This window comes from Streptomyces sp. JLYT201 (assembly GCF_059448825.1).
In genome coordinates, this window is record NZ_CM182551.1 from 6,773,625 (window position 1) to 6,795,075 (window position 21,451).

General features: G+C 75.5%; 19 protein-coding genes. 8 read left to right on the forward strand and 11 right to left on the reverse strand.

The features are described from left to right. The first annotated feature begins 120 nt into the window (after positions 1-120). Positions 121-1,410, forward strand: coding sequence for an acyltransferase domain-containing protein (locus AC5WAM_RS28560; RefSeq protein ID WP_366793952.1), 1,290 nt, complete (start codon positions 121-123; stop codon positions 1,408-1,410). 75 nt (positions 1,411-1,485) lie between these two features. Here AC5WAM_RS28560 and msrA read toward each other — a convergent pair whose 3' ends face one another. Continuing rightward, complete coding sequence (msrA, locus tag AC5WAM_RS28565; RefSeq protein ID WP_495519287.1) at positions 1,486-2,034, reverse strand: peptide-methionine (S)-S-oxide reductase MsrA; 549 nt, start codon at positions 2,032-2,034, stop codon at positions 1,486-1,488. 235 nt (positions 2,035-2,269) lie between these two features. Between msrA and AC5WAM_RS28570 the strand changes: the two genes are divergently transcribed. From AC5WAM_RS28570 to AC5WAM_RS28590, 5 genes are all read left to right on the forward strand, one after another. After that, positions 2,270-3,331: an ABC transporter substrate-binding protein gene (locus AC5WAM_RS28570; protein ID WP_366793954.1), complete on the forward strand. Its 1,062-nt coding sequence runs from the start codon at positions 2,270-2,272 to the stop codon at positions 3,329-3,331. 2 nt (positions 3,332-3,333) lie between these two features. Then, positions 3,334-4,407, forward strand: a complete 1,074-nt coding sequence (locus AC5WAM_RS28575; RefSeq protein ID WP_495519288.1) for a FecCD family ABC transporter permease — start codon at positions 3,334-3,336, stop codon at positions 4,405-4,407. Positions 4,408-4,488: 81 nt separating this feature from the next. Next, entirely contained in the window at positions 4,489-5,313 is an 825-nt protein-coding gene (locus AC5WAM_RS28580; protein ID WP_495519289.1) for an ABC transporter ATP-binding protein, read from the forward strand. A gap of 98 nt (positions 5,314-5,411) precedes the next feature. Then, on the forward strand, positions 5,412-7,316 hold the full coding sequence (locus AC5WAM_RS28585) for a serine/threonine-protein kinase (protein ID WP_495519290.1): 1,905 nt from the start codon (positions 5,412-5,414) through the stop codon (positions 7,314-7,316). A 77-nt stretch (positions 7,317-7,393) separates the two neighbouring features. Beyond that, complete coding sequence (locus AC5WAM_RS28590; protein ID WP_366793958.1) at positions 7,394-8,167, forward strand: FHA domain-containing protein; 774 nt, start codon at positions 7,394-7,396, stop codon at positions 8,165-8,167. Here AC5WAM_RS28590 and AC5WAM_RS28595 read toward each other — a convergent pair. The 8 genes from AC5WAM_RS28595 to AC5WAM_RS28630 are packed head-to-tail and all read right to left on the reverse strand — an operon-like array spanning position 8,142 to position 15,633. Next, the gene (locus AC5WAM_RS28595; RefSeq protein WP_495519291.1) at positions 8,142-9,098 is read right to left on the reverse strand and encodes an NsdA family TPR-like regulatory protein; all 957 of its coding nucleotides are present in this window, start codon (positions 9,096-9,098) and stop codon (positions 8,142-8,144) included. The two genes, AC5WAM_RS28590 and AC5WAM_RS28595, sit on opposite strands and share 26 nt — an antisense overlap. A gap of 27 nt (positions 9,099-9,125) precedes the next feature. Next, positions 9,126-10,175, reverse strand: coding sequence for a pyridoxal-phosphate dependent enzyme (locus AC5WAM_RS28600; protein ID WP_495519292.1), 1,050 nt, complete (start codon positions 10,173-10,175; stop codon positions 9,126-9,128). After that, positions 10,096-11,103: a GHMP family kinase ATP-binding protein gene (locus tag AC5WAM_RS28605; RefSeq protein ID WP_495519293.1), complete on the reverse strand. Its 1,008-nt coding sequence runs from the start codon at positions 11,101-11,103 to the stop codon at positions 10,096-10,098. Before AC5WAM_RS28605 ends, AC5WAM_RS28600 begins: the two co-directional genes overlap by 80 nt. Further along, positions 11,100-11,930, reverse strand: a complete 831-nt coding sequence (locus AC5WAM_RS28610; RefSeq protein WP_495519294.1) for a Rossmann-like domain-containing protein — start codon at positions 11,928-11,930, stop codon at positions 11,100-11,102. The genes AC5WAM_RS28605 and AC5WAM_RS28610 overlap by 4 nt, the downstream gene beginning before the upstream one ends. Next, positions 11,927-12,664, reverse strand: a complete 738-nt coding sequence (locus AC5WAM_RS28615) for a class I SAM-dependent methyltransferase (RefSeq protein ID WP_495519295.1) — start codon at positions 12,662-12,664, stop codon at positions 11,927-11,929. Before AC5WAM_RS28615 ends, AC5WAM_RS28610 begins: the two co-directional genes overlap by 4 nt. Next, a complete protein-coding gene (locus tag AC5WAM_RS28620; protein ID WP_495519296.1) occupies positions 12,664-13,461 on the reverse strand; it encodes an ABC transporter ATP-binding protein in 798 nt (265 codons plus the stop codon). The genes AC5WAM_RS28615 and AC5WAM_RS28620 overlap by 1 nt, the downstream gene beginning before the upstream one ends. Continuing rightward, a complete protein-coding gene (locus AC5WAM_RS28625; RefSeq protein WP_495519297.1) occupies positions 13,458-14,627 on the reverse strand; it encodes a FecCD family ABC transporter permease in 1,170 nt (389 codons plus the stop codon). Before AC5WAM_RS28625 ends, AC5WAM_RS28620 begins: the two co-directional genes overlap by 4 nt. After that, entirely contained in the window at positions 14,617-15,633 is a 1,017-nt protein-coding gene (locus AC5WAM_RS28630) for an ABC transporter substrate-binding protein (RefSeq protein ID WP_495519298.1), read from the reverse strand. The genes AC5WAM_RS28625 and AC5WAM_RS28630 overlap by 11 nt, the downstream gene beginning before the upstream one ends. A 311-nt stretch (positions 15,634-15,944) precedes the next feature. Between AC5WAM_RS28630 and AC5WAM_RS28635 the strand changes: the two genes are divergently transcribed. Further along, entirely contained in the window at positions 15,945-17,144 is a 1,200-nt protein-coding gene (locus tag AC5WAM_RS28635) for an MFS transporter (protein WP_495523664.1), read from the forward strand. Between the two features lie 118 nt (positions 17,145-17,262). Here the strand turns inward: AC5WAM_RS28635 and AC5WAM_RS28640 are convergent, their stop codons facing one another. Both AC5WAM_RS28640 and AC5WAM_RS28645 read right to left on the reverse strand, forming a co-directional pair. Beyond that, positions 17,263-18,804 carry a GAF domain-containing protein gene (locus tag AC5WAM_RS28640; protein ID WP_495519299.1) on the reverse strand — a complete coding sequence of 514 codons (1,542 nt, stop codon included), beginning with the start codon at positions 18,802-18,804 and terminating at the stop codon, positions 17,263-17,265. Positions 18,805-18,843: 39 nt separating this feature from the next. Further along, positions 18,844-19,881, reverse strand: a complete 1,038-nt coding sequence (locus AC5WAM_RS28645) for a rod shape-determining protein (protein WP_138959557.1) — start codon at positions 19,879-19,881, stop codon at positions 18,844-18,846. A gap of 250 nt (positions 19,882-20,131) precedes the next feature. Here AC5WAM_RS28645 and AC5WAM_RS28650 point away from each other — a divergent pair, with 250 nt between their 5' ends. After that, positions 20,132-21,436, forward strand: coding sequence for an MFS transporter (locus AC5WAM_RS28650; RefSeq protein WP_495523665.1), 1,305 nt, complete (start codon positions 20,132-20,134; stop codon positions 21,434-21,436). The last annotated feature ends 15 nt before the right edge of the window (positions 21,437-21,451 follow it).

Genomic DNA, 21,451 nt, shown 5'->3' on the forward strand with positions numbered 1-21,451 from the left:
CGGTCCCGCCGACGGGCAGCGGTCCTGCGCCGTGCCCCGCCATCGACCGGTCCCCCTGATTGGCAGTGACGAGGAGTGCTCGTGACCAAGCCCGCCACGCAAGACCTTCGAATCGGCGCAGTGACCGGCACGGTGCCGTGGGTGCTGTCCGGGCGCAGCGCGGCGGGACTGCGCGCCCAGGCGAGCCGCCTCGTCGCCCGGCTCGCCCCCGGCCCGGCGGCGGGCGCGGCCGAGGCCGGGCTGCTCGCCGAGGTGGGCCGGTCGCTCGTGGCGGCCGGGGCCGCGGGCGAGTACCGGGCCGTGGTCATCGGGCGCGACCGCGCCGAACTGCTCGACGGGGTGCGCGCGCTCGCCGAGGACCGGCCCGCGCCGCACGTGATCACCGGCCGGGCGCCCCGGCGGGCCGGGGCGGGCACCCGGCCGGTGTTCGTCTTCCCCGGCCAGGGCACCCAGTGGGCCGGCATGGCGGTGGCGCTGCTCGACGCCTCGCCCGTGTTCGCCGAGGCGGTCCGGGACTGCGAGAAGGCCCTGTCGCCGTATCTGAACTGGTCCCTGGAGGACGTGCTGCGCGGCGTTCCCGGCACCCCGCCGCTGGACCAGGTCGACGTCGTGCAGCCGGTGCTGTTCTCGATGATGGTGTCCCTGGCCCGGCTGTGGCGCCGCTTCGGCGTCGAGCCGGGCGCGGCGGTCGGCCACTCGCAGGGCGAGATCGCGGCGGCGCACGTCGCGGGCGCGCTGTCCCTCGACGACGCCGCGCGGATCGTCGCGCTGCGCAGCCAGGCCCTGACGAAGATCCGCGGCCGGGGCGAGATGCTGACCGTGCTCGCCCCGGGCGACCAGGTGCGGACCATGCTGGCCGACTGGGAGGGCACCCTCTCGGTGGCCGCGGTGAACGGCCCGGCGACCATCACGGTCTCGGGCGACGTGGCCGCCATGGCCGACTTCGGCGCCGCGCTGCGGGCGGCCCGGATGATGCGCTGGCGGGTGCCGGGCGTGGACTTCGCCGCGCACTCGCCGCACGTGGAGGACCTGCGGGAGACCCTCATCGACCTGGCCGCGAGCGTCGAACCGGCGGCGGGCGAGGTGCCGTTCTACTCCACGGTGACCGGGCGGCGCGTCGACACCGAGGGCCTCGACGCGGAGTACTGGTACCGGAACCTGCGCCAGACGGTCCGGTTCGACGAGGCCGTGCGCTCCCTGGTCGCCGACGGCCACGAGGTCTTCGTCGAGTGCAGCGCCCAGCCCGTGCTCACCGTCGGCATGCAGGACATCGTGGAGGAGCTCGGCCGCTCGGCGGTGCTCATGGCGACGCTGCGCAACGAGGACGGCGGCGCCGCCCGGTTCCTCGCCGCGCTGGCGGAGGCGTATGTGCACGGGGTCGCCGTCGACTGGACGGCCGCCTTCGCGTGACGGACCCCCACGGGGCCGAAGGCCCTGACCGGTGCAGCGGTCAGGGCCTTCCCGTACGCGGCCGGGGCCGCGCCGTCAGTCGACGTCGATGCCCAGCGTGCGGAGCTTCGGTTCGATGACCGCCCGGCAGTACGGCTGGAAGCGGTTCTTGTTGTAGAAGTCCTGCTGATCGGAGTCGGCCACGACGAACTGCTGATAGGGCCGGAGATCGGTCACGATGTCCTGCCCCCATTCCTTCCGCACCCGATTCATGACCTGCTCGGAACGCGCCCGCTGGTCCTCGTCGGCGTAGAAGATCGTCGAGTGGTAAACGGTGCCGTGGTCCGCGCCGCTCTGGTTCGGCGTGGTCGGATCATGGCTCTGGAAGAAGAGGGCGAGTATCTCCTCGAAAGAGATGGTGTCGGGCCGGAACGTCAGTTGCACCGCCTCGACGAACTTCTGCGGATTGAGTCCGTAACGCTCGTAGTCCTCGTAGTTGGGGGGCGGGCCGTGGTCTCCCGCGAAACCCGCGACACTTGATGTCACACCGGGGGTCCGGCGCATCACCGCGTCGAAGGACCAAAAGCATCCGGGACCGAGTGTCGCGGTCTCGGCATTCCCGGATTCGGATATTTCATCGGCCATCGGAGTCCTCCCCAGACTCAGGTCCGAATTTTCGCTGGATTGTAGCAGGAATAACAATTCCAGCGGATGGGTGAAGCGCCTGTGCGGGAAGGGGAGTTCGGCGGTTTCGCGGGCTCGGCGGCGCGTTCGCCCGCCCCCGTGCGCAAGCGGCGGGAACCCGGCGGGGCCCCGGCGCGACTCCTGGGCTGCCGGTGCGCGAGGCCCGGCCCTGACGAGCGGTTCCAGGAGAGGTCCGATGCGTACGCGTACGGGGTGGGGTGTGGCGGTCGCGGTGGGCGGCCTGCTGGTGGCGGGCTGCGGCGGTGGCGGTGGCGGCACGGGCGGCTCCGCCGCGGACGGCGGGGCCGCGGGGTTCCCGGTGCGGGTCACCGACTGCGCGGGCAACGCGACCACCTTCTCCGCCGCGCCCCAGAAGATCGTGACCAGCAACGCCGCCGCCCTGGAGCTGCTGCTCAGGCTCGGCGCCGGGGACCGGGTGGTCGGCACCGGCTTCCCGCCCGGCAAGGGCACGCTGCCGGGCGTGCTCGGGGCGCGGGCCGAGGACGTGAAGGTGCTCAGCCGCTCCGTGATCCCCAAGGAGAAGCTGCTCGGCTCCGGGGCCGGGCTGTACGTCGACACCTTCGCCTCCATGGGCGGGATGGGCGGCGGGATGGGCGACGCCCCGACCCCCGAGGAGTTCAAGGCCGTCGGGATGAAGCACATCTACTTGAAGTCCACCGCCTGCGCACAGGGCCGGAAGGGCCCCGTGACCGATCTGTCCGCCGTGGAGCGGGACATCACCTCGCTCGGCGCCGTCACCGGCAACCGGAGCACGGCGGCGGAACTCGTCGACGGCATGCGCACGAAGCTGGCCGCCGTGCACAGGGCGGTGCGCGGCGTCCCCGAGCGGAAGCGGCCCACGTACTTCTTCTTCGACTACGACGCGGGGACCAAGCAGCCCACGGCCGTCTGCAACCGTCAGGTCGGCCACGCGGTGATCACCCTCGCGGGCGCCCGGAACGTCTTCGCCTCCTGCGACGCCGCGTTCAAGCAGGTCGGCTGGGAGGACGTGGTCGCCGAGGACCCGGACTGGATCCAGCTCGGCGTCCGCAACCGCGGCAGCGCCGCGGCCAACGAGAAGGCCTTCGACGAGGCCAGGAAGTGGCTGGAGAACAACCCGGCCACCAAGGGCCTGCGCGCGGTGCAGCAGGGGAAGTTCCTGCGCGTCGGCTCCGAGGCCACGACCATCGCGGGCGTCTCCAACGCCGACACCGTGGTGCGGATCGCCAAGACCCTCTACCCGGGCAAGGTCCGCTAGCCGTGGCGTCCCCGCGCACCGGGGCGAAGACGGCGGGCCGCGCCGACGGCGACGCGCGGGTCCTGCCCGCGGGCCCCGTCGCCGTGGGCCTGGCCGTGCTGCTCCTCGCGGCCCTCACCGCGGCCGTGTCCTGGGGCTCGACGTCGCTGCCGCCGGGCGAGGTGTGGGGCGTCGTCGGGCGCAGACTGACCGGCGCCGCGCCCAGGCCAGGGACCAGCGACCTGATCGTGTGGCAGCTGCGGGTGCCGCGCGCCCTGCTCGCCGCGCTCGTCGGCGCCGGGCTCGGCCTGGTCGGCACCGCCGTGCAGGCGCTCGTACGCAACCCGCTGGCCGACCCCTATCTGCTGGGGGTCTCCAGCGGCGCCTCCCTGGGGGCCGTCGCCGCGATCGTCCTCGGGGCGGGCGCGGGCAGCGCGCTCGGGCTCTCCGGGGCGGCCTTCGCCGGCGCCCTCGTGACCTTCGCCCTGGTGTGGGCCGTGGCCCGGCGCGGCGGCGGCTTCGCGCCCCTGCGGCTCGTGCTCGCCGGGGTCGCGATCGGCCAGTTCCTGTCCGGGTTCACCAGCTACCTCGTGCTCCAGGCCGGGGACGAGCAGCAGACGCACAGCGTGCTCTTCTGGCTCATGGGCAGCCTGAGCGGCGCCACCTGGCAGCTGATCGCCGTGCCCGCGGTGACCGTCCCGGCCGCCCTGGTGCTGCTCCAGGCGCGCGCCCGGGGCCTCAACGCGCTCCTGATGGGCGACGAGACGGCCGCCGGGCTCGGCGTCGCCGTGGGGCGGCTGCGCCGGGAGCTGTTCGTGGTGACGAGCGTCCTCACCGGCTCCCTGGTGGCGGTGTCCGGGGCGATCGCCTTCGTCGCCCTGATGGTGCCCCACACCCTGCGCCTCCTGGTGGGCGACGACCACCGCAGGCTGCTGCCGCTGTCCGCGCTCGGCGGGGCCGTCCTCATGGTCGTGGTCGACATCGTGTGCCGGACCGCCATGGACGCACAGGAGCTGCCCGTCGGGGTCGTCACCTCGCTGATCGGCGCCCCGGCGATGCTGTTCCTGCTCGACCGGCGCCTGAAGCAAGGGAGTTGAGCGTGGTCCGCGGCCACACGAGCCAGTACGTACGGGAGATGACGCGGCACGTACGGGAGACGACGGCGAGGGGAGCGGCCGGTGCGGGTTGACATCGAGGACCTGTCCGTCGCCTACGCGGGGCGCACCGTCGTCGCGGGCGCGCACCTCGTCGCCGCCGAAGGGCAGATCACCGGGCTCGTCGGCCCGAACGGCAGCGGCAAGTCCACGCTCCTGCGCACCGTCTACCGCCATCTGCGACCGGTGGCGGGCCGGGTGCTCCTGGACGGGGCCGACCTGCGCGAGCTGACCCCCGCGCGGTCGGCCCGGCACGTCGCCGCGCTGCCGCAGGAGCGCGGCGCGGACGTCGAGCTGATCGTGCGCGAGGTCGTCGCGATGGGACGCACACCCTACAAGCGGGCCTTCGCCGGGGACGACGCGGCGGACCGGGACACCGTCGCGCGCGCCCTCGCCGAGGTCGGCATGGGCGCGGCCGCCGGACGCCGCTTCGCGGCCCTGTCCGGCGGCGAACGCCAACGCGTCCTGCTGGCCCGCGCGTTCGCCCAGGACCCCGACGTCCTCGTGCTCGACGAGCCGACCAACCACCTCGACGTGCGCCACCAGGTGGAGCTGCTCGCCCTGCTGCGCGGCAAGGGGCGCACCACGCTCGTGTCCCTGCACGACCTCAACGCGGCCGCCTCGGTCTGCGACCGCCTGCACGTGCTGCACGGCGGGCGCGTCGTCGCGTCCGGGCCGCCGCGCGAGGTGCTCACGCCCGCGCTGCTCGCCGAGGTGTTCGGCGTCCGCGCGGCCGTCCTGGACCACCCGCTGACCGGCGACCCCCTGATCGCCTTCGACCACCGGCAACCGGCGGAGGAGCCCGCAGGAGATGCGCCGGAGCGCGTGCGGTGCGCGGACATCCCGTGAAGGCCCTGTGGCGCGCCCCGCACCCGCAGTAGGTTCGGTGAGCGCGTGGCCGCCCACGGCCGCCCGCGGGGTCCTGACCACGGCTGAGGGGAGCAGGGGTGCGCCGGGGCACGACGGTCGGCGGGCGCTACCGGCTGGTGCGCGGCCCCCTCCACGGGGGCATGGGCGAGGTGTGGATCGCCCGCGACCAGCGGCTGCCCCGCCAGGTCATCCTCAAGCGGCTGCGGCGGCGCGGCCGCCGCGGCACCGACCGCAGGGAGTCCGACCGCCTCGAAGCCGAGGCCCGCGCCCTCGCGCGGTTCAGCCACCCCCACGTCGTCACCCTGCACGACGTGCTCACGCTGCCCGAGGGCGCCCTGCCACGCCGCAGGACCGCGTCCTGGCTGGTCATGGAGTACGTGTCCGGAGGCAGCCTCGCGGACCGGCCGCCGCTCACGCCCCGGCGGGCCGCGCGCGTCGGCACCCAGGTCGCGGCCGCGCTCGCCGCCCTGCACGCCGAGGGGATCGTGCACGGCGACGTGAAGCCCGGCAACGTCGTCGCCACCCCCGAAGGCCTCGCCAAGCTCGCGGACTTCGGCGCCGCCTACCGGGTGGGCGGGCAGGAGACCCTCAGCCCGCCCGGCACGCTCAGCTTCACGCCCGACTACGCCGCCCCCGAAGTCGTGCGCGGCCGTCCCGAACCGGCGTCCGACGTGTTCTCCCTCGCCGCCCTGCTGCACACCCTCGTCACCGGCCGCCCGCCGCGCCCGCGCACCGGCGGCGACGTCGACCCGTTCGTCGCCGAGCGGCAGGCCGAGCGCGGCGAGGTCGCCCTCGACGCGGACCTCGGCCCGCTCGGCGACCTCCTGCCCGCGATGCTCGACCCCGCGCCGAAGAACCGCCCGGGCGCGGCCGAGGCGGGCCGGCTGCTCGCCGGGATCGCGGGCCCGCAGGAGCCGCTGCCGCGCGGGGACATGGGCGGCGACGGCGCGGGCGAGGGGGTCGGCCAGGACAGCGAGAGCTCCGGGCGGATGGTGCTGCCGGGCAGGTCCCGGCAGTTCCTGATCGTGGCGGCCGTGGCCGGGGTGACGCTCGCCGCCGCCCTGTGGCTGCCGCCCCTGCGGCCGGACGGCCACGACAAGGGCTCCGGCGGCACGCACCGGACCCCGACGGCCTCGCCCCTCGGCGACCACCGCACCGTCGACCCCTGCGCCCTCGCGGACCCGGCCGCCCTCAAGCGCTTCGGCGGGGCCGAACTCGACCGGAACTACGGCAACTTCGACCGCTGCGACATCCTCGTGGACACCGGCGGCGACGCCCCCGTGGACGTCCAGTTCCACCTCGGCACGGGCGGCGACTCCGGACGGCCCGCACCCCGCCGCTCCGAGGGCGCCGTGGCCGTGGCGAAGGAGCCCGGCGACAGCGACGAGTGCGTCCGCAAGCTGTTCCTGGCCACCGAACGCGACGCGCACGCCGTCGTCGTCGTGGAGGACACCGGGTCCGGCGAGGGGGCCGAGCGCGTCGACGCCGCGCAGCTGTGCGCCATGGCGGACGCCGCCACCCGCGTGGCCGTGCGGCGGCTCAACGCCGGGCCGCTCGCCCGCCGCCCCGAGGCCGGGCCCGACTCCCTCGTCCACCAGGACGCCTGCGCGCTCCTGACCGGGCGGGCCCTCGAAGCCATGCCCGGCGTCGACGCCCGCGACCCCGACGTCGGCTTCGGCAACTGGGAATGCAAGTGGGCGAGCACCACCAGCCGCCTCTGGCTGGAGCTGCGCTTCGACCAGGGCAGCTCGGCGCCCGACGCGAGCGACGGCACGCTCACCCGCGTCGGCGGCCGCCGGGCCGTCGTCGAGCCGGGCGCGGAGGGGCCGCACACCTGCCGCGTCCGCGTCGTCCACCGCGGCCCGGACGGCGGCCGCGCCGTCGAGACCCTGAACGTCACCGTCGGCGGCGATCCCTCCAAGGGGCGGATGCGCCGCCTCGCCCTGCGCTTCGCGACGGCGGCGGTGGCCGAACTCCGCTGACCCGGGGCGCTCCGGGACGGGTCCCGGGCCCGGCCGCCCACACTGGCGGACACCGTGCGGTGAAGGAGGAGACGCCCATGAACGGTCCCGCGAGCCTCGCGCGCGGCGTCGCGCCCGCGCCGCCGGGCACCCTGCACGCCCGCACCGTCACCGGCGACCTCCAGGCCCCGCCGAGGCCCGGCCTGACCGTGCGCTTCGGACGCGGCGAGGAGCCCGGCGTCGACCTCGGCGTCGGCGAGCACGACCTGATGGTGAGCCGCCGCCACGGCGAACTCACCTACCGCGACCGCGCCTGGTGGCTGCGCAACACCGGACGCCAGCTGCTGCGCCTGCCGCGCGGCCGGATGATGCACTCCAGCACCGACCCGGTGCCGCTCGCGCCGGGCTACACCCCGCTGTTCGTACGCGGCTCCGGCTACCGCGAGCACCTGGTCGAGCTGTACGTCACGGGCCACGACGACCTGGGCCCGGTCTCCCGCCGCCGCGCCGACACCGTGCCGCCCAAGCGGTGGCCGCTGTCGGACGAGGAGCGGCTGCTGCTCGTCGTCCTCGGCCAGGAGTACCTGCTGTACGAGGAGAGCCCGCGCCCGCTGACCTATCCCAGGGCGGCCGAGCAGCTCGCCTATCTGCGCCCCGACGAGCTCTGGGGGGAGCGCAGGATCGAGTACCGGATCGAGGTCGTGCGGCGCAGGCTGCACGACAGCGGCTTCCCGTACCCGCTCCTGCACGACACGTCGGTGGGCCGCCCGTCCGACAACAGCCTGCTGCACAACCTGCTCAGGGGCCTGGTGGAGTCCACCACGCTGGTGCCGCCCGACCTCGGCCTCATGGACGACGAGCCGGGCCGGTAGCGGGCAGTGACTCCAGGAGGAACACGGCGGCGTCCCGCAGGGACGGGGGCGCGGCGCCGGGCTCCCGCAGGCGGCGGGCGAGCCGCCCGAGGACCTCCGTGGTGCGCGCGGAGCCGATGGCCCCGGCGCGCGGGGCGAGGTCCGCGACCAGGTGCTCCGCGTCCCGCCAGGCCCCCGCGCGGACGAGGGCCGCGAGCAGCTGGGCGGTGAACAGGTGCCGGTAGGACGGGCCGGGAGCGGTGGCCGCGCGGTGCAGCGCGGGCACCGCCCCCTCGGTGTCGCCGAGCCGGGCGAGGACCCAGCCGCGGTGGCCGAGCAGCTCCCACTCGTCGAGCCACCACGCCCACGGCGGGTCGTGCCGCGAGACGCCGTCGAGGAACCGGCTTGTGGCCCGCGCCAGCAGGGCGCGCGGCTCCCGCCGGGCGCCGAGCAGCGCGGTCGCGTGCGCCTCGCGGATCAGGACGAGGCTCGCCACCCGCGGCGGCAGCGGCCGCGGCCCCCGCGCGCGGGCGGCGGCGGCCAGCGCGGCACGGGGGCGGCCGGTGTGGGCCAGGAGCATGCTGTCGTTCAGGAGCGTGAGGCGGGCCGTCCAGCGGTCGCCGCACCGCTCCGCGAGGGCGAGCGCACGGGCGTTGAGCTGGTGCGCCCGCCGGTAGTGGCCCGCGTCGAACAGGATCCACCCGGCGACCTCGTACAGCTCGGCGAGCGCGGCGAGCCGGTCGCTGTCCGTGCCCCGCGCGGCGCCGGACGGGCGGCGGCGGGCCGGGTGCGCGCGCGGCCCCGTCGCCGTGCCGGGCAGGCCCCGCAGGGCCGCGCGCACCAGCGGCACGGCGGCGCGGGCGCCGTGCGCCGCGTCCACGGCGACGAGCCGCCGCACCGCGTCCACGGCGTACGCGGTGACGTCGCCCTGCTCGCCCCGCCCGTGCTCCACCACGCCTCCCCCGGGCCGCAATGATCTCTATGTGCGCTGCAACGGCCCCCGCGCGGACTCTGTTCCCGCCGCGGCCGGGGCCGGGGCCGCCGCGCCCGCCCACTCCATCCGCGACCAGGGCAGCGCGAGCGCGTCCAGGGACGTGACCGTGCGCGGCGCCAAGGACGCCAGCGGGGCCGCCTCCGCGTGCCGGGCGAAGACCGTGTCCACGTAGCGGTGGCCGGTGTCGGCGGCGATGAAGACCGTGGTGCGGCCGGGGTCGGCGGCGTGCTCCCAGCGCGCGGCCGCGTATGCGGCGCCGGTGGACAGGCCCGCGAACACCGCGTGCCGCCGCAGCAGGTCCACGCTCCCGGCGAGCGCGGTGTCGAAGGACAGCCAGTGCAGGGTGTCGTACGCCGGGTGGCGGACGTTGGCGAACGGGATGGAACTGCCGATCCCGGCGATGATGATCTCCGGGTCGGCGACGTGTTCGCTGCCGAAGGTGACGCTGCCGAAGGGCTGCACGCCGACCAGGCGCACGTCGGGGCGGCGGGCCCGCGCGTAGCGGGCGAGGGCGCCGGTCGAGGCGCCGGAGCCCACGCCGCCGACGAGCGTGAGGCCGCCGGTGTCGCCGGTCTGCGCGCACACGCGGTCCGCGATCGCCTCGTAGCCGAGGTAGTGGATGTCGTCGTGGTACTGCCGCATCCAGAAGTACTCGGGGTGCTCGCGCAGGATCTCGTGGACGCGTGCGACGCGCCGCCGCTGGTCGAGCTTCAGGTCGTCGCTCGGCGGCATCTGCTCCAAGGTGGCCCCGAGCACGGCCAGTTGGGTGCGCAGGGTGTGGTCGACGGTGGTGGAGCCGACGATGTGGCAGCGCATGCCGTAGCGGTGGCAGGCGAGCGCCAGGGCGTAGGCGTAGATGCCGCTCGAACTGTCGAGCAGCGTGTCGCCGCGGCGCACCGCGCCGGTGTCCAGGAGGTGGCGCACGGCCGCGAGGGCCGAGACGGTCTTCATGGTCTCAAAGCGCAGGCAGACGAACCCGTCGGCCACGCGTATCAGGTCGGGGCGGCCGATCGCTTCCGCGATGTGCTCGTCCATGCGGGGGCTCCTCGCTCGTGGTCGCAGGCGGGGTGGGGGTGGTGTGGAAGGTGTGGGTGGCGGGGATGCCCGTGGCCGCGAGGGCCCGGCGGCAGGCGCGCACCCGGCCGCGCAGGTCCCGCGCGGCGGGGTCGAAGAGCAGCCCCGCCACGTTGCCGCTGTGCGCGACCTGGACACCGAGCGCGCCGACGCGGCCCGCGATGCCGGTGAGCGCGGTGAACTCCGCGTGCGGCAGGACCCGTTGGCGCAGCCGGGCGCTCTCGGTGGCGACGTGGCCGAGCAGCGCGGGGTCGGCGGCGGCGACGGCCTGGCGCAGCAGTCCCCGCAGCCGCTCGTAGGCCGGTACGTCGGTGTCGTCCGCCGGGGCGGGCAGCGCGAGGGTGTCCACCGACCGGCCGCCGCCGAGCGCGCAGCCGACGACGACCGCCGGGGGCAGGGCCGCGCCGAGGTCCTCCAGGACGCGGCCCTCGCGCTGGGCGAACAGCAGCGCGCGGCCGTCCAGCATCAGCGGGTCCGAGGCGCGTTCGGCGCGCACCGCGAGCCGCGCGACGGCCTCCGGCGCGAGGTGCACGCCGAAGGCGTCGGCGACCGCGCGCACGGCCGCGATCACGTCGCTGCTTGACGAGCCCATGCCGAGCCCCACCGGGACGTCGCCGACGAGCCGCAACTCGCCGCCGCACAGCGGCTCATCGCCGTGCGCGCCGCACTCGGCGAGGGCGTACGTCGCCGCGCGCAGCGCCTTGGTGCGGTCGGCGGGGACCACCGTCACGGCCGCGGTGCCCGGGCGGCGGGTGAACTCCGCGCGGGTGCCGAGCCCGGCGAGCGGCAGCGTCACCAGGCCCGCGACGTGCCGCCCGCGCCCGTCCAGGAACACGCCCTGGAGGATCTCGCCGTGGTGGCAGGCGGCCCGCCCGGTCCCGGCCCTCACGCCCCGTCCTCCTCGCCCGGCGCGGCCCGGTACCGGTACAGGACCGTCGGCTCGGCGCTGAACTGCGAGAACGGGAACGGCTCCGCGGACAGCGCGGTGACCCCCGCGCCCAGGAAGGCCCGTGCGACCGCGCTGCCGGACTGCGCGTACACGACCAGCGGGACGCCCCGCTCGCGGCAGCGGGCGAGGATCGTGTCGAAGCTGCCGTTGGACAGGGTCATGCCGGTGGCGACGACGGTGTCCGCGGCGTCGAGGACCTCGTGCATGTCGCGGCTCACCGGGTCGCCCCACTGGGTCGTCCGCAGGTTGAAGTCGCAGGGCAGCGGGTCGCCGCCGCGCTCGCGGATCGCCGCGACGAGCGGGTTGACGACGCCGATCAGCGCGACCTTGGCGCCCGGCTCGATGTCGAGCAGGCCCGCGATGGCCGTGTCCCGGGCCACCGCGCGCACCTCCGGCGGTCCTGCGGGCAGCGTCACCGGTTCGGCCCCGGGCGTCCGCCGGTGCGGTGCGACACAGGCCAGATAGGCGTCGAGGGCGGCCGTGCGCAGCGGCGTCGGCGCGTCCTTCAGGAGCGCGCCGAGCGAACTCCCCGACGCTTCGCGGCAGATGGCCGGGTCGATCTCGCCCGCCTCGAAGGCGCAGCCGCCGAAGGCCCCGCCGACGCGGACGAGGACGTACTGGTTGAGGTAGGTGACGTCGCCCCCGGCGAGCCGAGTGCCGTGGTGGATCCAGAACACGCTGGTGGCCGTGAGGTCCGCCGGATCGGGCCCCAGTTCGCCCGCGAGGGCGGCGGCGAGGAGTTCCTGGACGTTCCCGGGGTGCGTCATGCCCGGCCTCCACGGGTGAAGGCGAACAGGAAGGTGAGGACGCCGTCGTGCCAGTCGCGCACGGAGTCGACCCGGGGCGCGAAGCCCCGGTCCTGGGCGTCCTGGACGATGCGGCGCAGGTCGGCGGTGTTCGACGCGATCACGTACGCCACGCCGTCCGGCGCGAGCAGCTCCCGCTCGGCGAGCTGGGTGAAGAACCGCGCGAGCAGGGCCGAGCCGACGCAGGTGTTGCGCACGACGTCGGGGTCGTCGCTCACCGGCAGGCTGACGGCGGGCGGGTTGAAGGTGACGACGTCGAGCCGCGCGCCCGGCGGGAGCCCGTCGAAGAGGTCGCCCGCGGCGGGCAGGAACGCCGTGCCCTCCTGGGGGCCGACCAGCCGGGCGTAGTGCCGGGCCGCGGTGGCGACGCTGGTGGCGTGCACGTCCATCGCGTAGATCTCGCGCGCCCCGCGCACCCCGGCGGCCACGGCCTCCACGCCGAGTCCGGCCCCCATGGCGCCGTAGCGCAGCCCGCGGGTCTCTATGCGGCCGTCGAGGATCCGCTCGTGCACCATCCGGCTGGTCTCGCCGGGCAGGAACACGCCGGGCGGCACGTCGAAGCTCCAGCCGTTCCACTCGTACGCGCGCGTGGTGTGCAGGTCCGCCTTCGGCTGGTTGAGCGCGACGATCCGCTCGGCGGGCAGGGGCGGCGGCAGCTGCCGCAGCAGGTCGGGTCCGGTGGCTCGGGTGGTCATCAGCTGTCCTTTTCCATGGGGGAGTCGGGGGGAGGGAGGGTGCCGCGGTAGCTGACCGCGAGGTGGCCGAGGGCGTCGGGGCCCGGCTCGGCGTCGACCTCGAAGACCTCCGCGAGCAGCTCGGGCGTCAGGACGTCCTTGGGCGGCCCGGCGGCGACGAGGCGCCCGCCGTGCAGCAGGAACAGCCGGTCGCAGTGGCGGGCGGCGAGCGACAGGTCGTGCAGCGCGACCAGGACGGTCTGGTCGGTGCCCGCGAGCAGCGCGAGCAGCTCCAACTGGTGCTTGACGTCGAGGTGGTTGGTCGGCTCGTCGAGCAGGATCGCGTACGGCTGCTGGGCGAGCGCGCGGGCGATGTGGGCGCGCTGGCGCTCGCCGCCGGACAGGGCCTTCCAGGCGCGCTCGCGCAGCCCGGTCAGTCCGAGCCGGGCCAGGGCGGCGTCGACGACGGCCCGGTCGTGCGCGTCGGGCCCGCGCCACCGGTCCCCGAACGGCGTCCGGCCGAGGCTCACCACGTCCACGACCCGCAGCTCGCTGTCGGTGTCGGCGGCCTGCTCCACGAAGGCGACGCGCCGGGCGACGCGCCGCGCGCCCCAGGCCCCGATCGGCTCGCCGTCGTAGCGGACGACGCCCTCGGTGGGCGCCCGCAGCCCCGCCAGGCACCGCAACAGGGAGGACTTGCCGGAGCCGTTGGGCCCGATCAGGCCGACGGTCTCGCCCGGGGCGACGTCCAGGGACACGCCGTCGACGACGGTGCGGCCCGCGACCGTCCAGCTCACGTTCTGCGCGGTGATCCTCACAGCTCGCCCCGTCCGCGCAGGACGAGCAGGAACAGCGGCACGCCGAGCAGCGCGGTGAACACGCCGACGGGCACCTCCTGCGGTGTGAACGCGACCCGCGCGAGCGCGTCCGTCCACACCAGGAACACCGCGCCGACCAGGGCCGACAGCGGAAGCAGCACCCGGTGCCGGGGGCCGACGAGGAACCGTACGCCGTGCGGCACGATCAGGCCGACGAAGCCGATCGCGCCCACGGACGCGACGGCCACCGAGGTCATCAGGGACGTCACGACGAGGAGCACCCAGCGCATGGTGCGCACGTCGACGCCGAGCGACGAGGCCGTGTCCGCGCCGAAGGAGAACCCGTCCAGGGCCGCCGAGTTGAGCCAGAGCACGAGCAGGCCCACCGCCGTCACGGCGGCGGTCACGGCCACCGCGTCCCAGCGCGCGGGCGCCATCGAGCCGAGCAGCCACTGCGTGATCGCCCGGATCATCTCCGCGTCGCCGGACGCCATCAGGACGAGCGAGGTGAGGGCCGTGAACAGCTGCGACACCACGACGCCCGTCAGGACGATCCGCACCGAGTCGAGACCGCCGCGCCGCAGCAGCAGCATCAGCAGGGCGAACGACACCATGGCGCCGACGAACGCGCCGCCCGTCACGCCGAGCGAGGCGGACCCGACGCCGAGCACCACGACGGTGACCGCGCCGGTCGAGGCGCCCGAGGAGATGCCCAGGAGATAGGGGTCGGCGAGCGCGTTGCGCGTGACCGCCTGGAGCGCGGCCCCGCACACCGCGAGCGCGGCGCCGACCAGGGCCGCGAGAAGCACGCGCGGCACCCTGAGTTCCCAGATCAGCGAGTCCACCAGCGGCGCCGACGGCTCGGCGCCGAGCCCCAGGTGGTGGCCCGCGCTGCGGGCGATGTCCCCGTAGCCGACGTCGGTGGTGCCGATGCGCACGGACACGGCGGCGGACGCGACGAGGGCGAGCGCGGCCAGGAGGAAGAGCCCGGCCCGCGCCCCCGGCCCCCGCAGCACGCTCCGGGAGGTCGCGGGGGAGGGGGCGGCGGCCCCGGGGGAGCGTGCCGCCGTCCGGGCCGACGGGTGCAGCAGGTCCACTGCGCCGCCGCCGGGACCCGGTGGCGCGGGCGGTCCGGCGACGGCCGCCGGACCCGGGCTAGCGGACATATCCGAGGTCCTCCATCCCCGTGACGAGCCGCGGCAGGGCGCCGACCGCGCGGACCGAGGGGTCCATCTCCGTGCCGGGTATCTCGATGAAGCGCTTCTCCCGCACGGCGGGCAGCTTCGCCATCACCGGGTCGGCACGGACCGCCGCGAGCTTGTCCGCGGCGCTGTCGCCCGGCTTGCCGCGCTCCGACAGGTCGCCGAGCACGATGAAGTCCGGCTTGCGCTTGGCGACTTCCTCCCAGCTGACCTGCGGCCAGTCCTCGTCGACGTCGTCGAAGGCGTTCCGCGCGCCGACCACGCGGCTCATCTCGCTGGGTATCGCGGAGCCGCCCGCCACGTACGGGGTGTTGCCGTACACCGAGTACAGCCACACCACGGTCGGCTCGCCCTTGACCCGCTTCTTCGTCCTCGCGGCCCCGGCGAGCGTGGCGCGCTGCTCCTTCACGAGCTTCTCGGCGCGCTTCTCGACGCCGAAGACCTTGCCGAGGTCGGCGTAGTCCTTGAAGAGCAGCTCGAAGGGGGTGCGGTCGGTGCCCCGCGGCGGGCAGTCCACGGCGCTCACGTACGACGGCAGCCCGAGGCCGGCCAGCTCCTCGCGGGTGCCGACGCGGTCCTTGGTGAAGTAGTCCGCGAAGCCGCCGACGGCGAGGTCGGGCGCCGCGGCCCGCAGCTGCTCGCTCGTGAGGATCTTCGGGCTGAGCACCTTCACCTCGTCGTACGCCGCCGCGTACTCCGGCGCGATCTTCGTCTTGAGGTTGGACGTGCCGGCCATGCGGTCCTGGAGCCCGAGCGCGAGGAGCACCTCGGTGGAGGACTGGTCGAGGGCGACGGCGCGCTTCGGCGGACCGTCGAGGTCCAGCTTCTTCCCGCAGCTCGTGACGGTCGTCTTCCGGGCGGCGGCCGCCCCGTCGTCCGACGGGTCGCTGCCGCCGGAGGCGCAGCCGACGGCCGTGAGGGACAGGGCGAGGGCGACGGTGCCGAGGCGGGCGGGGTGACGCGGACGCATGGGACCTCCGGTGTGGGTGGGGACGCGACCACTGTACTGTAATGGCAATCATTTTCATTAACGGGTCTCGGGGTGTCCGCCGACGAAGGGTGGCGACCCGCAAAGGGACCCCAAGTCCCTTGCCAGTGCGGTGACTTGGGGTCTCCGGCGAGACCGCATAACGATTTCAAGACCGCGCGGTCCGCGCGGACGACAGCAGAGGAGTACGTCACGTGGCGACCACGCCAACGCAAGCGGCCGGACCCGCCGAGGGTGCGGAAGGGGGCGCGGAAAAGGGCACGGAAGAAGGCGCTGCCCCCGCGCGGAGCGTCCTGCGGGAACCCGCCTTCCTGCGGCTCTGGGCGGGCACCACCGCGTCCGGGCTCGCCACCTGGGCGCTGCCCTTCGTCCTCGGGCTCGCCGTGCTCGACCGCACCATCGGCGCGGCCACCCTCGGCCTGCTGCTCGCCGCCCGCACCGCGGGCTTCCTCGTCGCGGTAGCCGTCGGCGGCGTCCTCGCCGACCGGTACTCGCGGCGCGGCGTCGTGCTCTGGTCCGGCCTCGCCGCCGCGGCCGCGACGCCCCTCCTCGCGCTCGGCCTCGGCCGCTCGCTCCCGCTGACGCTCGTGGCCGCCGCGGTCGCGGGCGCCGGGCAGGGCGCGTGCCGCCCCGCCTTCCAGGCGCTGACCGCCGAGGTCGTCGACGAGGACCGGCGCCAGGCCGCCAACGCCGCGATGACCCTGTCCGTACGGGCCACCACGCTCACCGGGCCCGCGCTCACCGCGCTGCTCGCCGTCGTCCTCGACACCTGGGCGCTGCTGCTCGGGATCGGCCTGCTGTGGCTGGTGGCTGCGCTGGTGCCGGGCCCCGGCCGGGCGGCCGCGACGGCCGCCACGGCCACGGGCGCGCCCGGTGAACGCCCGTCCTTCCTCGCGGAATTCGGCGAAGGGCTGCGGGAGGCCCGGCGCCACCCCTGGTTCCTGGCCGGGCTCGGGGCGCTGACCACCGTCATAGCCACCGGCTACTCGGCCACCGGCGTGGCGCTGCCGCTGGTCAGCCGCGACAAGTACGGCACCGGGGTGGTGCTCGCCGCCGCCATGACCGCGTACACCCTCGGGGCCCTCGGCGGCGCCCTGGTCGTCGCCCGCTGGCGGCCGCGCGCCCAGGGCCGGGCCGCCCTCGCGGGCCTCGCCCTCTACGGCTTCGCGCCGCTGAGCCTCGTCCTGCCGGTGCACTGGACGGTCGTCGTGGCGGCGTACGCGGTGGCCGGGGTCGGCATCGAACTGTTCAACGTGCCGTGGTTCACCGCCACCCAGCGCGAGGTCGCGCCCGACAAGCTGGCGCGGGTGTCGTCCCTGGACTTCATGCTGTCCTACGGCCTCGCCCCCGCGGGCCTCGCCCTGATCGCCCCGGCCATCGACGCGTTCGGCCCCCGCCCGGTCCTCGTGGCCTGCGCCGCCCTGTGCTTCGCCGCCCCGGCAGCGGCGGCCCTGGTGCCGAGCAGTCGGGGGTTCAGCAGGTCTCCGGCCTGATCCCGGCGGAAGGCGACGGCGCGCGGCCGAAGGATTCAGCCTGTCCGGCGTTTGAGGACAAAGCGCGGAGCGCCGGTGAGGCGGGGGTCCGAGGGGCGGCAGCCCCCGGAGGGCCCGGCTACAGCGGGGCCTGCCAGGTGGTGGTCGTGCCCGTGTCGGAGGCGGAGTCCGCTTCGCCGTCGTCGTGGACGACGAGCCGCACCCCGGCACGCCCGTCCGGCAGGACCCCCGCCTCGACCGTCACCTCGACCCGGGAGACGCCGGGTCGCCGCGACGCCGCGGCCAGGGCCCGGCGCAGGGCGGCGAGGAGGCGGCCCGCGGCGGGCTCCGTGACCCGGGTGTCCACCGCGCCCGTGAAGTGCACCGACGGCTGCACCCCGAGCACCGCGCCCGCCCCGGCCGTCTCCTTGAGCACCTTGCCCCGGAACGTCGTCGGCGCGTCGGCGGGCGGCTGCTGGAGCGCGAAGATCGCCGTCCGCACCTCCTGGATGGTGGACTCCAGCTCGTCCACGGCCTGGTCGAGCGCCGACTGCTCGGGGGCGGAGCCCGCCCTGCGGCGCGTCGACTCCAGCATCATGCCGGTCGCGAAGAGCCGCTGGACGACGAGGTCGTGCAGGTCACGGGCGATGCGGTCGCGGTCCTCGAACACGGCGAGCCGCTGCCGGGACTGCTGCGCGTCGGCGAGCACGAGGGCGAGCGCGGCCTGCGAGGCGAACTGGGTGGCGAGCAGCCGCTCGACCGCCGTGTACGGGCGTTCGCCGCGGCGGCGCGGCAGCGCGAGCGTCCCGATGAGACGGCCGCCCGCCTGGAGCGGCAGCATCATGCTCGGCCCGAAACGGGACCGCACACGGGTCGTCATCCGGGGGTCGGTCGCCGAGTCCTCGATGAACACCGGCTGCCCGCCCAGGAGTTGTTCGAGGACCGCGCTGCCGGGCTCGATGGTGGTCCCCATGAGGTCGTTCTGCGCAGCCGCCGCGGGGTGGCGCCGGTACCCCGGCCCGGCCGTCCCCGAGGTCGCCGCCGCGACGATCCGCATGCCGCCCTCGGCCGTCGGCTGGAGGACGACGCCCGCCGCCGCGTCCGCGAGGAGCCGGGCCTGCTGAGCCACCGTCATCAGGGCGTCGGGCGCCGCCTCGCCGGTGAGGAGGGCCGTGGTGACCGCCGCCGCGCCCTCGATCCAGCGCTCCCGCTGGCGGGCGGTCTCGTACAGGCGGGCGTTGGCGATGGCGATGCCCGCCTGGCTCGCGAGGACGCGCAGCATCCCCCGGTCCTCGGCGGTGAAGGCGCCGCCCCGCGCGTGGGTGAGGCGGAGCAGGCCGAACGCCTCGTCCTGGACGTGGATGGGGACGCTCAGCACGGAGTCCCCCTCGGCCCCGGAGCCCCCGTCGTCCGCGGAGCCATCGGAGCCATCGGAGTCCCCGTCGTCCCCGGCGTCCGTCGCGCCGGGCTCCGGCTCCGCCCCGGCCGTGAACCGCTCCGGCCGCGCGCCCTCCGCCGCCGGGACCCGCAGCACGGCGTACCGGGCCCCGGTCAACGCGGCGGCGCTGTCCACGATGTGCTGGAGCGTGGGGCGCAGGGACAGCTCCGTGCCGACGCCGATGACCGCGTCCAGGAGCAGCGGCAGGGGCGGCGGGGCTCCGCCGGCGGCGGCGTCGGTCATGGCGGCGGCGTACTCCCGTCACGGACGGGCCGGGCCTCGTCAGCCTGTCAGGGGAGCGAGGACCAGCGGCTGGATCTTGCCCTCAAGCATGGCACCGAGGCCGAGCACCGCGCACACGTCGGGCCGCTCCGCGATGTGCACGGGCATGCCTGTCGCGTTGCGCAGCATCTGGTCGAGGCCGGGGAGCAGCGCGCTGCCGCCGACCATCATGATGCCCCGGTCGGCGAGGTCGGCCACGAGGTCCGGCGGGCAGTCGCGCAGCACCTTGCCGATGCCGTCGAGCACGGCGGTGAGCGGGGTGTGGATGGCGTTGCGGACGGCGGCCGTGTCGACCTGGACAGAGCGGGCCAGGCCCGTCGCCACGTCCCTGCCGTGGATCTCGGTGGACTCCGGGCCGTGCGGGGTCAGGCCGTTGCCGCTGAGGGCGAGTTGCAGGGGGCGTACCGACTGGGAGGGCAGCATCAGTTCGTGCTGGTGGCGCAGGTGTTGCACGATCGCGTGGTCGATGGCCTCACCGCCCACCGGGATCCGCTCGGCCGTCACGATGGAGCCGAGGGAGAGCACCGCCACCTGTGTGGTCGCGGCGCCGCACACCATGATCATGGTCGCTTCCGCGCGCTCCACCGGGAGCCCACAGCCCACCGCCGCCGCGATGAGCGTGTCCACCAGTTCCACGCGCCGCGCGCCGAGGCCCACCAGGGTCTCGACGGTGGCGCGCTGCGCGAGCGGGTCCGCGTCGTGCGGGGTGCACGCGGCGGCGCGCAGCCGGGGCTTGCGGCGCAGGGTGCGGCGCAGCTTCTCGCCGAGGAGGCTGCGCAGCATGCGCTGGGCCATCTGGATGTCGACGACCGTGCCGCCGGACACGGGGCGTACGACACGGATGTAGGCGGGGGTGCGGCCCGTCATCTGCTCCGCGAACTGGCCGACCGCGATGAGCGCGCCCGTGCGCGTGTTCACGGCGGCCACGCTCGGCTCGTCCACGACGAGCCCGGCCCCCTTCACGAACACGCGCGTGCGGGCCGCCCCCAGGTCGACGCCGATATGGCAGCGGCGCAGCTGTTCCAGACTGACGGTCACGGCGGATCCTCCCGAGAGCACGCGGGGGCCCACCGGGCGGTGGGCCCTGCCCTTCGCATCCTGCGGGGGGCCGGGGGCGGCTGCACGCGGGGGTGGGCCGGGCGGGGTGCGGCCGAGCGGGTGGTTCCGGACACCGCGCGGGCCGGATTCCCCGGCGCGTAAATCGGTACGTGGCCTCCGGAGCGGCCGGTTAGCATCCCGTGTGACACGAGCATCCACTGAAGACGCGACTGACGACGAGCGCCCCGCCATAGCGGACACGGGGCCCGGTTCCGGCGCGTCCGCCGCGCCCAAGCGCCGTATCCTCGCCGACCTGACCCCGCTGCGGATCTCCGCGGACTACCGGCGCCTGTGGTTGGGCAACACCGTCTCCTGGATCGGCCAGGCGATGACCGCCCTCGCGGTCTCCCTCCAGGTGTACGACATCACCGGGTCCAGCTTCTCGGTCGGCCTCGTCGGGCTGTTCTCGCTCGTCCCGCTCGTCGTCTTCGGCCTGTACGGGGGCGCGATCGCGGACACCGTGGACCGCCGCAAGCTCGGCCTGTACTCGGCCATGGGCCTGTGCGCCCTGTCGGTGGTCCTCGCGGCGGCGGCGTTCGCGGACTTCCACCACGTGTGGTTCCTGTACGCCGTGGTCGCGCTCCAGGCGACGTGCGGCGCCCTGAACTCGCCCGCCCGCACCGCGATGATCCCCCGTCTCCTGCCGCCCGAGCAGCTGCCCGCCGCCAACGCCCTCACCTCCCTGACCACCACCTCCGGCACGACCGTCGGCCCCATGCTGGGCGGCCTCATCGTCGGTCTGTGGGGCTACCAGGCGGCGTACGCCATCGACGCCGTCGCCTTCACGGCCGCGCTGTACGCGATGTGGCGGCTGCCGACGATGCTCCCCGGAGACGACGGTGCCGACGGCGGCGGCGCGGCGGCGGACGGCGGCAAGCGGCGCCGGGCCTCCGTCGTCGACGGCCTCCGCTTCCTCGCCACCCGCCCCAACCTGCGCATGACGTTCTTCACCGACATGTGCGCGATGGTGCTCGCGCACCCGCGCGCGCTGTTCCCCGCCATCGCCGTCGTCTGGTACGGCGGCGACGCGAAGACCGCGGGCCTGCTCGCGGCGGCGCCCGCCGTGGGCGCGCTGCTCGGCAGCGTGTTCTCCGGCTGGCTCGGCCGCGTCCACCATCACGGGTTCGCCATCGCGCTCTCGGTGGCGGGCTGGGGCACGGCCGTCGCCGTCTTCGGCCTCACCCGCGACCTCTGGCTGGGCGTCGTCTTCCTGGCCCTCGCGGGCGCCGCCGACACCATCTCCATGGTGTTCCGCAGCACCATGCTCCAGGCGGCCACGCCGGACGCCATGCGGGGGCGCCTGCAAGGCGTGTTCATCGTGGTGGTGGCGGGCGGCCCCCGCCTCGGCGACTTCCTCGCGGGCACGGTCGGCGACCTGACCTCGCCCCGGGTGGCGATCGTCGGCGGCGGCGCGGCCTGCGTCCTCGCGGTGGGCCTGCTGGTGCTGCGCTGGCGCGCCTTCCTCCGCTACGACGCCCGCGACCCGCAGGCCTGACGCCACGCCGCCCGC

Excerpts from the sequence above, each read along its gene's own strand:
- msrA (WP_495519287.1), bottom strand. The coding sequence starts at position 2,034 with ATGGCCGATGAAATATCCGAATCCGGGAATGCCGAGACCGCGACACTC.
- AC5WAM_RS28570 (WP_366793954.1), top strand. The coding sequence starts at position 2,270 with ATGCGTACGCGTACGGGGTGGGGTGTGGCGGTCGCGGTGGGCGGCCTG.
- AC5WAM_RS28590 (WP_366793958.1), top strand. The coding sequence starts at position 7,394 with ATGAACGGTCCCGCGAGCCTCGCGCGCGGCGTCGCGCCCGCGCCGCCG.
- AC5WAM_RS28600 (WP_495519292.1), bottom strand. The coding sequence starts at position 10,175 with ATGGACGAGCACATCGCGGAAGCGATCGGCCGCCCCGACCTGATACGC.
- AC5WAM_RS28610 (WP_495519294.1), bottom strand. The coding sequence starts at position 11,930 with ATGACGCACCCCGGGAACGTCCAGGAACTCCTCGCCGCCGCCCTCGCG.
- AC5WAM_RS28615 (WP_495519295.1), bottom strand. The coding sequence starts at position 12,664 with ATGACCACCCGAGCCACCGGACCCGACCTGCTGCGGCAGCTGCCGCCG.
- AC5WAM_RS28625 (WP_495519297.1), bottom strand. The coding sequence starts at position 14,627 with ATGTCCGCTAGCCCGGGTCCGGCGGCCGTCGCCGGACCGCCCGCGCCA.
- AC5WAM_RS28630 (WP_495519298.1), bottom strand. The coding sequence starts at position 15,633 with ATGCGTCCGCGTCACCCCGCCCGCCTCGGCACCGTCGCCCTCGCCCTG.
- AC5WAM_RS28640 (WP_495519299.1), bottom strand. The coding sequence starts at position 18,804 with ATGACCGACGCCGCCGCCGGCGGAGCCCCGCCGCCCCTGCCGCTGCTC.